Below are 12750 nucleotides of genomic sequence, written 5' to 3'. Positions count from 1 at the left end.
AAATGAGCAAAGCTGCCTAGCGCAGGCGCCCCGCTGCCGACGCGATCTCGTGCAGCGCGATGCCGGCCGCCGTCGCCACGTTCAGGCTGTCGAGACCCGGCGCCTGGGCGATGCTGACCACCGTGAAGCGTGACAGGATGTCTGGCGAGAGCCCCTCCCCCTCGGTGCCGAGAACGAGCGCCGTGCGGCCCTGCGGAGCGACATCGGTGATCCGTCGCTGGCCGGAGGGCGACAGGCAGAAGACATCGAACCCGGCATCCGCCAGGCGTGAAACGAGTTCGGTGTCCGAACCGCCGCGCATGTAGGGCACCGACAGCACCGAGCCTACGGAGACCCGCAGCGCCTTGCGGTAGAGCGGATCGCAGCTCGTCTGGTCAAGGAAGACCGCATCGACGCCGAAGGCGGCCGCATTGCGGAAGATGGCGCCGATATTGTCGTGGTTGGAAATGCCGCAGGCGACGACCACGAGCGCGTTCTCCGGCAGCGACGCCAGCTCGGCGTCGAGATCCGGCGCATCCTCGCGGCGTCCGAGCGCCAGGATGCCGCGATGCAGGTGAAAGCCGGCAATCGCATCGATCACCGCCTGCTCCGCGACATAAACGGGCACGTCTTCCGGAAAGCGCTCCAGAATGTCCTGAATGCCGGCGAGCCTGTTGCGCAAAACGAGCACCGCCTCGGCCACGATGCCGTTGCCGCGCCGGTGGGCTTCGGCGAGCATCCTCAGGACGACGGTGCCCTCGGCGATGAACCGGCCCTCGCGCCGTGTCATGTCCTTCTCGCGGATGTCACGGAAATAGGTGATCCGCTGATCCTGCGGATCGTCGATGACAATGACGGAGCGTTCGGCGGACATGGGATCAGCGGCTGCCGACGTCGATGTCGGCGATGATGCGGCCGGTTGCGATGTCGAACACGAAGGCCTTGCGCTGACCGTCCGTCATGTGACCGAAGAACAGCACCTGGCCCTCTGACAGCGACGTGTTGTCGACCGTGAAGCCATCCGGCAGCGCCGCGCGACCGCTCAGCGGCTGATCGGACGGGACGGAAAGAGGCCCGGACACCGCGGCCTGCTTGCCCGGCGTCTGCGTGACCTTGTAGACAACGGCGGCCAATACGGCCATAAGCATCACGCCCATGATGCCGGCCGATACGAGCTGAAGGCGGACCATCTTGCGGCGGACGTTTTCCATCGCCGGATCGAGCGGCTTTTCGTCTTCGTCTTGCTCGATATGAGCCATGTAATTCGCCTTTCACACGGGAACTGGAAATGAAAGCCCCCTTTAAACAAGGTCAAGACAATAAGAAAGTCCTCACGGCGGATGAAACGGCATCCGGGCGACTGGACACCTGGCTTGCGGCCGGGCTGGAGGGGGAATTCTCGCGCAGCCGCATCAAGAGCCTGATCGAGGGCGGCAACCTCACCGTCAATGGCAGCGTCGTCGACGGTGCGCACCGCAAGATCCGTCCCGGCGACGTCGTCGAGATCGCCCTGCCGGAGCCGGAAGATCCCGAACCGCAGGGCGAGAATATCCCGCTCGACATTCTCTACGAGGATGACGACGTCATCGTCATCAACAAGCCGGCAGGCCTCGTCGTCCATCCCGGCGCCGGCAACTGGACCGGCACCCTCGTCAACGCGCTGATCCATCACTGCGGCGACAGCCTGTCGGGCATCGGCGGCGTGAAGCGTCCGGGCATCGTCCACCGGCTGGACAAGGATACGACCGGCGTCATGATCGTCGCCAAGAACGATCTCGCCCATCGCTCGCTGTCGGCGCAGTTTGCCGACCACGGCCAGACGACGGAGCTCGCCCGTGCCTACAAGGCGATCGTCTGGGGCCGCCCCGCGCAGATCCGCGGCACGATCGACCTGCCGCTCGGCCGCTCCATGTCCGACCGCACCAAGCGCGCCGTTAAGCGCGAGGGCGCCGTCGACGCCGATCACGCCGTCACCCATTTCGAGGTGCTGGAGCGCTTTCACGAACGCCCGGACGCCACCGCGCTGGCCTCTCTGGTCGAATGCCACCTAGAAACCGGTCGCACGCACCAGATCCGTGTGCACATGGCCCATATCGGCCACCCGCTGATCGGCGACGCGCAATATGGCGGCGGCTATCGCACCAAGGCCAATCTGCTGACGGAGGAAGCAAAGGCCGTGGTCAACCGTTTCCCGCGTCAGGCGCTGCATGCCTTCATGCTGCAGTTCGAGCATCCCTCGACCGGCGAAGTCATGCATTTCGAGGCGCCGTTGCCTGCCGATATGGCCGAGCTGGCCGAGGTCCTGAAGAGCGTCTGACCCTCACCAAAGCGTGAAGGCGAAAAGCGCTTGAAACACGGTTTTGCCGTACTTATCTGTGATATCTATCAGTGTGGGGTTTGACAGGAACACACACGTTTACGGCTCGCTCACAGGGCACCGCCGCCGCGGTGCGAGGGGTCGACAGAAAAGGAGGGGTGCTTATGGCCCGCGCATCATTGCCAGTCATCGCCTCAGGCGAAGCCGGTCTCAGCCGGTATCTGGACGAAATCCGCAAATTTCCCATGCTGGAACCGCAGCAGGAATACATGCTTGCCAAGCGGTATCAGGAGCATGGCGACCGCAACGCCGCCCATGAACTGGTGACGAGCCACCTGCGCCTCGTCGCCAAGATCGCCATGGGCTATCGCGGCTACGGCCTGCCGATCGGCGAGGTCGTTTCCGAAGGCAATGTTGGCCTCATGCAGGCCGTGAAGAAATTCGACCCGGAACGCGGCTTCCGCCTGGCGACCTACGCCATGTGGTGGATCAAGGCGTCGATCCAGGAGTACATCCTGCGCTCGTGGTCGCTCGTGAAGATGGGCACCACCGCCAATCAGAAGCGCCTGTTCTTCAACCTGCGCCGCCTGAAGGGCAAGCTGCAGGCGATCGACGAAGGTGACCTGAAGCCCGATCAGGTGAGCGAGATCGCCACCAAGCTGAACGTTTCCGAGGAAGAAGTCGTCTCGATGAACCGGAGGCTCTCCGGTGACGCATCGCTGAACGCACCGATCCGGGCAACGGAAGGCGAATCCGGCCAGTGGCAGGATTGGCTGGTCGATGACCACGACAGCCAGGAACAGGTGCTGATCGAGCAGGACGAGCTGGAAACCCGCCGCTCGATGCTGGTCAACGCCATGAAGTCGCTGAACGACCGCGAAAGGCGCATCTTCCAGGCCCGCCGCCTGTCGGAAGATCCGGTGACGCTCGAGGAGCTGTCGTCCGAGTTCGACATCAGCCGCGAACGCGTGCGCCAGATCGAGGTCCGCGCCTTCGAGAAGGTCCAGGAAGCCGTCCAGAAGGAAGCCCGCGACCGCGCCAAGGCCGTTCGCGTGGTGGACGCCGACGCCAGCCTCTGAGCGCTAGCCACAGCGTCAATTCCGCAGACATGAAAAAACCGCCCGGCGTGAGGAACGCCGGGCGGTTTTGTTTTGCATCACTTTCAGACGGTCAGTTGCCGCTATTACCCATCGCCGCCCACTTGTTGAGCGCCTCGTCGAACACCTGCTTGCCGGTCGAGCCCTTCTCGAGCGTCAGCAGCGCACGGCGGCCGTTGCGGTAGGTGATCGGAATGTCGATCCAGTCACGCGTGCGCAGAAGCTCGAGGTTGGCCTTCTTGGCCTCGTCGAAATCGTTGAGCGCAATCATGTGGAAGTCGTCGGTGATCTTGGCCGGGACGGCCACGAGGGCGTTGCCACGGTCCTGCTCAGACTTCTTCATGGCAATGCGCTGCACCGAATCGATGCCGCCGCCTTCGAAATTCTCCGGCAGCGAGAAGACCAGCTCGATGAGATGGCTCGCCGGCAGCGAAGCGTCGTCGTTCTTCTTGATGGTGAGGAGCGCAGAAAGCCCCTTGTCCGGAACGGAAAGCTGGCCCTGGATCGTCGGCTCCGGACGGCCGTCATCGCTTGCTTCCTGCTGCAGCGACCAGGTCACGGTGCCGGCGATCGCCGTCGGTGCGCTCTGGCCGAGCTTTTCTTCGTAAAGCAGCATCTTCTGCGCGCCGTTGGTCGTCGCTGCCGCCGGGGCCGCAGTGGAGCCTGCATCCGCGTTGGCCTGAGCACCCGGAGACTGTTCGGAGACCGAACGACCTTCCGCACCGTTGTCGCTTCCGTCTGCCGAGGCAGGACCGGAATTGACCTCGCTACCATCGGCCATCAGGCGCTGGGTGAACTTCTGCGGGCCGGCATCCTCAGTCCCGGTCGCCGGAGCGGCCTCGGCCGGTTTGCTCTCCGCCACGGCCGGCGTCGTTTCGGCAGCCGGTTGCTGATCGTTCGTCGCGGCCGGAGCCGTTTCGGCCGGCGCGCTCGTGTCGACGGCCTCGGCGGTCTTGGTGCCGCTATCGCCGCTCATCGCCATCCAGGCCGCAACACCTGCCCCCGCCAGAACGACGATGCAGACAGCAGCGATGATGATCTTGCGAAGATTGCCGCCCGAGCCTTCATGCGCCTGAGCAGACTTGCTCCGGCGGCGCGACGCCATACGGTCGATGGAGGCCGGCTCGTCGGCATCGTCGACTTCGCTGTCGAAATCGCCGTTGTAGCTGCCGTTATACTGGCCATTGGAATAGCCGTGCGATTGTGCGGGAGCAGCCGCCGCGCCGCGGCGCTGCGTTACCGGCTCGACTGCCGGCTCTTCCGAGTAATAATCGTCCTCTCCGAAGATGTCCTCGGCCGATCCGGCGGCATAGGTGCTGGTCCGCGCCGGCTTGTAGGCGGGCTCGTCCTTGAAGTCGAGGTCCAGCTCGTCGGAGACCTTCGGCATGCGCGGTCCGGCCGGTGCGGCAGGCGCCGGCTGCACCGGAGCCTTGGCGGCCGGAGGCGGACTTGGCGGTGCCTTGCGGCCCGTCAGGTCGTTGATGATATCCTCAAGATTGTTGTGGGCCTGATCGAGATTGTAGTCGGTCCGCTTCGGCGCGGCAGCGGCAGCCCCCGCATTGGCGGACGCCGCCGGTGCATGCGGCTCCGGGCTGCGCTTCGAAAGCGCGGCCTTTGCCTCGCTCGCCTGCCTGGCAAACGTTTCCCGCGACAGGTCGGACGCCGGCGGCGCACGCGAGGGAGCCGGCGGCGGCACCACGGGTTCGGGCTCCGGCTCCGGCAACGCCTCGGTATGTTCCAGCTCGACTGCCTCGATCGCCTGATCGAGTTTTTCGATCTGCCGCTCCAGCATGGAGGGCGAAGGCGCCGGCTTCATGTTCTCGAGTTGACGGACGACCGCCGTGCGGGCCTTTTCATAGACTTTGGCCCGTCGCTCCGGCGTATTCTCCTTCAACCCGTCGACAGCACGCCGAATGACCTCAACAAAATCCGACATCAGCACCTTCTCATTCGCACCGGAATCCCGGCTAAAACACAGTCCCCGTTAGAGATTAGTCTTCAAAGGGGTCCGTCACAAGTATCGTGTCGTCACGCTCAGGGCTGGTCGAAAGCAATGCCACCGGCGCACCGATGAGCTCTTCCACCTGGCGGACATATTTGATCGCCTGGGCCGGCAGATCGGCCCATTTGCGGGCGCCGACGGTCGATTCCTTCCAGCCTTCCAGCGTCACGTAGATCGGCTCGACCCGCTGCTGCGCACCCTGGCTCGCCGGCAGATGATCGATCTGCTCGCCGTCCAGCATGTAGCCGACGCAGATCTTGATCTCGTCGAGACCGTCGAGCACGTCAAGCTTCGTCAGCGCGATCCCGTGAATGCCGTTGGTGGCAACCGACTGGCGCACCAGCGCCGCATCGAACCAGCCGCAACGGCGCTTGCGGCCCGTCACCGTGCCGAATTCGCGGCCACGCTCGCCGAGGAACTGGCCGACCTCGTCGGTCAGTTCGGTTGGGAACGGACCTTCGCCGACGCGGGTCGTGTAGGCCTTGGTGATGCCGAGGATGTAGCCGACGGCCCCCGGACCCATGCCCGAACCGGCAGCGGCCTGACCGGCAACCGTGTTCGACGAGGTGACGAACGGATAGGTGCCGTGATCGATGTCCAGCAGCGTGCCCTGGGCGCCTTCAAACAGGATACGCGAGCCGCGACGGCGCGCCTTGTCGAGCAGCAGCCACACGGTTTCGCGGTAAGGCAGGATCCGGTCGGCGACCGAGGTCAGCTCTTCCATGATCGTCGCATGCGCGATCTCCGGCTCGCCGAAACCGCGACGCAGCGCATTGTGATGCGTCAGAATTCGATCCACCTTCAGTGCCAGACTGTCCTTGTCGGCCAGGTCCATCACGCGGATTGCGCGGCGGCCGACCTTGTCCTCGTATGCAGGGCCTATGCCCCGGCGCGTCGTTCCAATTTTCGTGCCGCTGTTCGAGGCCGCATCTTCGCGAAGGCCGTCCAGCTCGCGGTGCAGCGACAGAATCAGCGTCGCATTGTCAGCGATACGGAGATTTTCCGGCGAAATCTTGACGCCCTGCTGCTCCAGCCGGTCGATTTCGGCGATCAGCGCATGCGGGTCGACGACGACGCCGTTGCCGATGACGGCGAGCTTGCCTTCGCGCACGACGCCCGAGGGAAGCAGCGAAAGCTTGTAGGAAACACCGTCGATGACGAGAGTATGGCCCGCATTGTGGCCGCCCTGGAAACGCACGACGATATCGGCGCGCTCGGAGAGCCAGTCGACAATCTTGCCCTTTCCTTCGTCACCCCACTGCGATCCAACAACAACGACGTTCGCCATTTCCATGTCCCTAGTTGCGGCGGCACAGGCATTCCACTGCGACGCCAATCTTTACAAACCCGCGCATGTATAATGAGTTGTTTCCCATATTGCGACTCCGATATGACAGTTCCGCCGGCTTTTTCGCGTGACAACCAAGCGCGAGGCAGGCTAGAGCAAAAACCAGCGGCCGATCATCCCGCCATGAGGCTCCGCCTCCACCGACGCCGCCGTTTTCAGGGAGAGGACATCGTGACCACACGTTCCTGCCGGACAGGGGCTTGCCAGTCCCGTTTCGCCGAAACTTGCCGAAAGAGGCCGGCATGACCGCCGTACAGAAGGCCTATCTGGCGCTGGTCATCGCGACGCTGAGCTGGGGCGGCAACACGGTGGCGGGCAAGTTCGCCGTCGGGCACATCACGCCGTCCATGCTGACGCTGTCGCGCTGGGTTCTGGCCGTCACCCTGATCTTCGCGATCTCGGTGCCGCAACTCAAGCGCGACTGGCCTGTTCTGCGCCAGCACATACCGCTGCTCATCGGCTACGGCGCGATCGGCTTCACCGGCTTCAACTTCTTCCTCTACTCGGCACTGCAATATACCAGCGCCGTCAATGCCGCGATCGAGCAGGCCGGCATTCCGATGCTGATCTTCGTCCTCAACTACATACTGTTCCGCACGCGGGTTGCAGCCGCCCAGATCGTTGGCTTTGCGCTGACCCTTGTCGGCGTCGCGGTCACCGCCTCGCATGGCGACCTGATGCGGCTCGTCAACCTCACCGTCAACTTCGGCGACGGCCTGATGCTGGTCTGCGTCATCATCTATGCCGGCTACACGGTGGCACTGCGCTGGAAGCCGCAGCTTCACTGGAAGAGCATGATGGCGGCCACCGCCGTCGGCGCACTGCTTGCCAGCATTCCGGTTGCTGCCTGGGAGATATCGCGCGTCGGCGTGCAATGGCCCGATACGCGCGGCTGGGGCATCGCCGTCTTTGCCGGCATCTTCCCGTCCCTGGTCTCGCAGATCCTGTTCATCAAGGGTGTCGAGGGCATCGGACCGAACCGCGCCGGACTGTTCATCAACATGATCCCGGCCTTCGCCACCATCCTTTCGATCGCCATCCTCGGCGAGCGGCTCGAACTCTTCCACATCGTGGCGATCGTGCTCGTTCTTGCCGGCATCGCCATTGCCGAATGGCGGCGCAAGCAGCCGGTATAAGCGGCGACGATCAGTCCTCGATCGGCTGCAGGCTCGCCTCCAGCACGGCGCGCAGATGGCGATGCTGGATCGGCAGCATGAGATTGCGCCCGAGTTCGGCCGGGTCTTCGTCCCTGTCGAAGCCGGGCTCGCTGGTGGCGATCTCGAACAGGATGCCTCCCGGCGCACGGAAATAGATCGCCGAGAAGTAATCGCGATCGAACACCGGCGTCACCTTGAAGCCGGCATCGGCGAGTGCGGCGCGCACTTCGTCCTGCGCATCCCTGTCGTCGACGGCGAAGGCGATGTGGTGGACGGACCCCGCCCCCTGCTCCGCCTCTGCGGCATCGGGCACCATTTCGATATCGACGATCGAGGCGCCGTTGCTGCTTGCCAACGCGTAGCGGACAATATTGCCGTGCCGCTCTACCGGATCGTAACCCATGAACAGCAGGAGCTCCGACATCGCGCCGGCATCCGCCAATCGAAGGGTGACAGAATGAAACCCGTGGATGGCCCGGTCGGCGGCGACACCGCCCGCCAGCCAGGCGCTGCGGTCGTCGATCGGCGCCTCGACCAGCGCCAGATCCTCGCCGTCCGGACCGATGAAGTTGATCTGCCGTTCGCCGAAAGCGTCCGTATGGGGATGGAGCGTCACATTGGCGTCCAGCAGACGCCGCCGCCAGAATTCGATGGAGCCGCGCGGCACCGAAAACCGGGTAAATCCGCCCTCGCCCGAACCGTGACGGCATCGCTTGCGCGCCGGATCGGGAAAGTAGGTCATCACCTTGCCGGGCGTCCCGGTCTCGTCGCCGTAATAGAGATGGTAGATGTCCGGCTTGTCGAAGTTGACGGTCTTCTTGATCCGTCGAAGCCCGAGGGTGCGCGTGAAGAAGCGGTTGTTGACCGCCGCGTCGTGCGCAAGCGACGTCACATGATGCAGTCCTCTGATCTGGTCGAGCATGATGCCATCCTCCGCGTGCAGACCGATCCTGGCGGCCTGTGGGTCAAACTCCAGTTCAATGCGTCCTCACCCCGATTTGCGGAGGCTAACCGGCATCAATGGCAAACTTATGGACGGATCGTGGCGGTCGCCCGAGAGTCGGAAGAGCGCCGGAGGAGCGGTCTCGGCGGTCAGCCGGCAGCGCCTGGATCGGCCGGAAGCTGCCAGTCTATCGGCTGACGGCCATGCGAAGAGAGATAGGCATTCGCCTTCGAAAACGGCCGCGAACCGAAGAACCCGTTATGGGCCGAAAGCGGCGACGGATGCGGCGATCGCAACACCAGGTGGCGGGATGTATCGACGAAAGCCGCCTTTTTCTGCGCATAGGAGCCCCAGAGGATGAAGACGACGTTTTCGCATTCGTCGTTGACCAGGCGGATCACCGCGTCGGTGAAGCGCTCCCAGCCCTTGCCCTGGTGCGATGCCGCGCGGGCCTGCTCGACGGTCAGCACGCTGTTGAGCAGAAGCACGCCCTGCCGCGCCCAGCTTTCGAGGAAACCATGACGAATGGGCTCGATGCCGAGATCGCTCTTCATTTCCTTGTAGATATTGACGAGAGACGGCGGAATGCGCACGCCGGGCTGCACGCTGAAGCAGAGGCCATGCGCCTGCCCCGGCCCGTGATAGGGATCCTGGCCAAGGATGACGACGCGGACATTCTCGATTGGTGTCAGGTCAAGCGCGCGGAAATATTCGGCGCCTTTCGGAAAGATCTGCTTTCCCGCCGCTTTCTCGTCCTCCAGGAAGGATTTGAGCGACTGCATGTACGGGCTGGCGAATTCGCCCGCCAGCCGCGTCTTCCAGCTCTCTTGAAGCTTGATCCCTGCCTCGGCCATGACCCTCTTCGCCTCTATTCCGGTTCGGGGTCATTGAAGGGGCAGGCCTTCGCGTCGGTCAACCCTTGCCGGGGCTTTCCACAGAAACAGGCGTCAGGCGCCGACCTGGGCAATCCAGTCGTTGAGGTTGTAATAGTTGGTGACCCGCGTGACCTTGCCGTCCTTCAGCTCGAAGAAGGCGCCGGCCGGCAGGCGGTAGGTCTGGCCGTTCGCCTCCGGCAGACCCTCGTCCGTTGCCAGATAGGTGCCGTTGACCATGAACTCCGCCGACGCGCGGCTGCCGCCGGGATGGGCCATGATCACCATGTCGGTCAATTCTTCGCGGTAGCAGCGGTTCATGTGCTCCATGAACGTGGCGAATGCTGCCTTACCCACCTGCCGTTCGCCTTGGTTGATGTCATGCACGACATCCTCGGCAAGCAGCGACAGGAAGCGCTCCATGTCCTGCCGATTGAAGGCGTCGTAATAGGCGGCGATGGTTTCGGCGGCTGTCATCTCTGTTTCCCGTTTCATGCTGGCACTCGCTCTGGCGGAATCATCCGCCGGTCCTCTTTTTCCTAACAAGCGATCCGGCGATGACGCCAGACTGAAAACGTCCGGCGACGGCTTGATCGCGCCCCATCGTCCATGGAATATCGCCGCCATGAACACCACCGACGACATCCGCATCGAGACGTACCACGGCGATGCGATCACGCCTTACATCGCCGACCTGGCGCGGCTGCGGATCACCGTCTTCCGTGCCTTTCCCTATCTCTACGAAGGATCGGAGGCTTACGAGGCAAAGTATCTCGCAACCTATGCACGGGCACCGGAGAGCCTGTTCGTCCTTGCTTTCGACGGTGATGCCGTCATCGGCGCCTCGACCGGAATGCCGATGGCCGACGAGACGGACGAGGTGAAGGCGCCCTTCCTCGCCGCAGGCCTCGATCCGAAGACGATCTTCTATTTCGGCGAATCCGTTCTGCTCGACAATTATCGCGGCCACGGCATCGGCGTGCGCTTCTTTCACGAACGCGAAGCCTATGCAAAACGGCTCGGCCGCTTCGATCGCTGCGTCTTCTGCGCCGTCGAACGCCCTGAAGACCATCCGCGCCGGCCGGCGACGTATGAGCCGCTGAATAGCTTCTGGGCAAAGCGCGGCTATGTTCACCATCCGGAACTTGCCACCACCTTCACCTGGAAGGACCCGGACGAGGCTCAAGAGAGCCCGAAACCCATGTCCTTCTGGATGAAGCCGATCTGACCGCCTGGAGTGCCACGATGAAGCTTGCCGCCAGCCAGTATGCGATGACGCTGTTTGCGGATTTCGACGCTTTTGCCGAAAACCTGATCGACCATTGCCGGGAAGCAAAGGACGCCGGCGCCGAGCTTCTGCTGCTGCCGGAATACGCGGCGATGGTGATGACCGGCCTGCTGGCGCCCGACGTCCGTGCCGATCTCCATGCCTCGATCGCAGAGTTGCAGCAGTTCCTGCCGCGCTGGCTGGAACTCTCGGAAGAGATCGCCCGCAATCTCGACATCGTCTTCTGCCCCGGCTCCGCGCCGGTGAAGGACAGTGACGGGCATTATCGCAACCGCGCCTGGCTATTCGGCCCAGACGGCATGATCGGCCATCAGGACAAGATCATGATGACCCGCTTCGAAAAGGAGCAATGGGGCATTTCCTCAGGCCAAGGGCTGAAGGCATTCGACACGCCAATCGGTCGGTTGGGGATGCTGATCTGCTACGACAACGAATTCCCGATGCTGGCGCGCAGGCTGGCCGAGCGCGACGCCGACCTGATCCTCGCACCAAGCTGCACGGACACCGAGGCCGGCTACTACCGGGTCAGGATCGGCGCGCAGGCCCGGGCGCTGGAAAACCAGATTGCCGTTCTCGTCTCCCCGACAGCAGGGTCCGCGCCGTGGTCGCCGGCGGTCGACGAGAATTTCGGCAAGTCGGCGCTCTATGTCCCCTCCGACTACGGCATGCCACCAAGCGGCGTCATCGGCGAGAGCGAGAGCGTCTTCACCGAGGCAAGCCGCTGGTCGTTCTTCGACATCGATCTTGATGCCGTGCGGCTGCTGCGCCGTGAGGGACAGGTCTTCACCCGCCGTGACTGGCCGGATCAGTTCGGCAAACACTGAAGCGGAGATGAAAAAGGCGGCCCGAGAGCCGCCTTTTCACAATTCATGCAATTCGGCTTGATCAGCCGGGCGACAGCCCGCGCAGCCGCTCGGAGCGCCGGCGCAGCATTTCCAGAACCGTCAGCAGTGCGATCGAGATGACGACCATGATCGACGCTACGGCCAGGATGGTCGGCGAGATCTGCTCGCGCAGGCCGGTGAACATCTGCCATGGCAACGTCTTCTGCGCCGCCGAACCAAGGAAGATCACGACGACCACTTCGTCGAACGAGGTGATGAAGGCAAACAGTGCACCGGAGACGACACCCGGAATGATCAGCGGCATCTGCACCTTGAAGAAGGTGGTGATCGGATCGGCGCCCATCGACAGCGACGCACGCACCAGCGAGCGGTCGAAACCGACCAGCGTCGCCGTCACGGTGATGATGACGAAGGGTGTGCCGAGCGCCGCGTGGGCCAGAACGACGCCCCAATAGGTGCCCTGCAGGCCGATGCGCGAATAGAAGAAGTACATGCCGGCAGCCGAAATGATCAGCGGCACGATCATCGGCGAAATCAGCACCGCCATGATCGCCCCACGGAAAGGCACGTGGCTCTGCGACAGGCCGATGGCCGCCAAAGTGCCGAACGCCGTCGCCAGGATCGTTGCCATCGGCGCGATCAGCACGGAGTTTTTCAGCGACTGCTGCCAGTCGGGATTGGTGAAGAAATCCACGTAATGCTTCAGCGAATAGCCGGCCGGATCGAGATGCAGCATGGCCGGCGTGAAGGTGAAGAAATTCTCCGCATTGAAGGACAGCGGCAGGATCACCAGGATCGGGAAGATCAGGTAGAAGAAGATCAACCCGCAGATCACGCGGAAGGTATAGTACCAGATCCGCTGCGGCACCGATGCATAGGGAGGAAGACCTGACATAGTAGAC

Annotated in this window: 13 protein-coding genes; 5 read left to right on the top strand and 8 right to left on the bottom strand. The window is 63.4% G+C overall.

The genetic code is table 11. The annotated features are described in order from the left end of the window. Positions 1–16: 16 nt before the first annotated feature. On the bottom strand, positions 17–853 hold the full coding sequence (locus NN662_RS05880) for a TrmH family RNA methyltransferase (protein WP_261929372.1): 837 nt from the start codon (positions 851–853) through the stop codon (positions 17–19). Positions 854–857: 4 nt separating this feature from the next. Continuing rightward, the gene (locus tag NN662_RS05875) at positions 858–1238 is read right to left on the bottom strand and encodes a hypothetical protein (RefSeq protein ID WP_261929371.1); all 381 of its coding nucleotides are present in this window, start codon (positions 1236–1238) and stop codon (positions 858–860) included. Positions 1239–1267: 29 nt separating this feature from the next. Here NN662_RS05875 and NN662_RS05870 point away from each other — a divergent pair, with 29 nt between their 5' ends. Together NN662_RS05870 and rpoH are read left to right on the top strand one after the other, a co-directional pair. Next, positions 1268–2296: an RluA family pseudouridine synthase gene (locus tag NN662_RS05870; RefSeq protein WP_261929370.1), complete on the top strand. Its 1029-nt coding sequence runs from the start codon at positions 1268–1270 to the stop codon at positions 2294–2296. Positions 2297–2460: 164 nt separating this feature from the next. Next, the gene (rpoH, locus tag NN662_RS05865) at positions 2461–3375 is read left to right on the top strand and encodes an RNA polymerase sigma factor RpoH (RefSeq protein ID WP_261929369.1); all 915 of its coding nucleotides are present in this window, start codon (positions 2461–2463) and stop codon (positions 3373–3375) included. 91 nt (positions 3376–3466) lie between these two features. Here the strand turns inward: rpoH and NN662_RS05860 are convergent, their stop codons facing one another. Both NN662_RS05860 and NN662_RS05855 read right to left on the bottom strand, forming a co-directional pair. Beyond that, the gene (locus NN662_RS05860) at positions 3467–5329 is read right to left on the bottom strand and encodes a hypothetical protein (protein WP_261929368.1); all 1863 of its coding nucleotides are present in this window, start codon (positions 5327–5329) and stop codon (positions 3467–3469) included. 55 nt (positions 5330–5384) lie between these two features. After that, positions 5385–6683, bottom strand: a complete 1299-nt coding sequence (locus NN662_RS05855; protein WP_261929367.1) for an adenylosuccinate synthase — start codon at positions 6681–6683, stop codon at positions 5385–5387. A gap of 302 nt (positions 6684–6985) precedes the next feature. On the opposite strand from NN662_RS05855, the gene NN662_RS05850 reads away from it, so the two are divergent. Then, positions 6986–7879 carry a DMT family transporter gene (locus NN662_RS05850; RefSeq protein ID WP_261929366.1) on the top strand — a complete coding sequence of 298 codons (894 nt, stop codon included), beginning with the start codon at positions 6986–6988 and terminating at the stop codon, positions 7877–7879. A gap of 10 nt (positions 7880–7889) precedes the next feature. Here NN662_RS05850 and NN662_RS05845 read toward each other — a convergent pair whose 3' ends face one another. From NN662_RS05845 to NN662_RS05835, 3 genes are all read right to left on the bottom strand, one after another. Further along, positions 7890–8822 (bottom strand): VOC family protein, encoded by a 933-nt coding sequence (locus NN662_RS05845; RefSeq protein ID WP_261929365.1) that lies wholly within the window; start codon positions 8820–8822, stop codon positions 7890–7892. 170 nt (positions 8823–8992) lie between these two features. After that, positions 8993–9697 (bottom strand): uracil-DNA glycosylase, encoded by a 705-nt coding sequence (gene ung / locus NN662_RS05840; RefSeq protein ID WP_261929364.1) that lies wholly within the window; start codon positions 9695–9697, stop codon positions 8993–8995. Positions 9698–9790: 93 nt separating this feature from the next. Further along, positions 9791–10192: a ketosteroid isomerase-related protein gene (locus NN662_RS05835; protein WP_261929363.1), complete on the bottom strand. Its 402-nt coding sequence runs from the start codon at positions 10190–10192 to the stop codon at positions 9791–9793. A gap of 148 nt (positions 10193–10340) precedes the next feature. Between NN662_RS05835 and NN662_RS05830 the strand changes: the two genes are divergently transcribed. Then, complete coding sequence (locus NN662_RS05830; protein WP_261929362.1) at positions 10341–10943, top strand: GNAT family N-acetyltransferase; 603 nt, start codon at positions 10341–10343, stop codon at positions 10941–10943. 17 nt (positions 10944–10960) lie between these two features. Then, entirely contained in the window at positions 10961–11827 is an 867-nt protein-coding gene (locus tag NN662_RS05825; RefSeq protein ID WP_261929361.1) for a carbon-nitrogen hydrolase family protein, read from the top strand. Between the two features lie 61 nt (positions 11828–11888). On the opposite strand, the gene NN662_RS05820 is transcribed toward NN662_RS05825, so the two are convergent. Further along, complete coding sequence (locus NN662_RS05820) at positions 11889–12743, bottom strand: ABC transporter permease (RefSeq protein ID WP_261929360.1); 855 nt, start codon at positions 12741–12743, stop codon at positions 11889–11891. Positions 12744–12750: the final 7 nt, after the last annotated feature.

The organism is Rhizobium sp. NRK18 (assembly GCF_024385575.1).
GTDB lineage: Bacteria > Pseudomonadota > Alphaproteobacteria > Rhizobiales > Rhizobiaceae > JANFMV01.
This window is presented reverse-complemented; position numbering and strand designations above follow the sequence as displayed.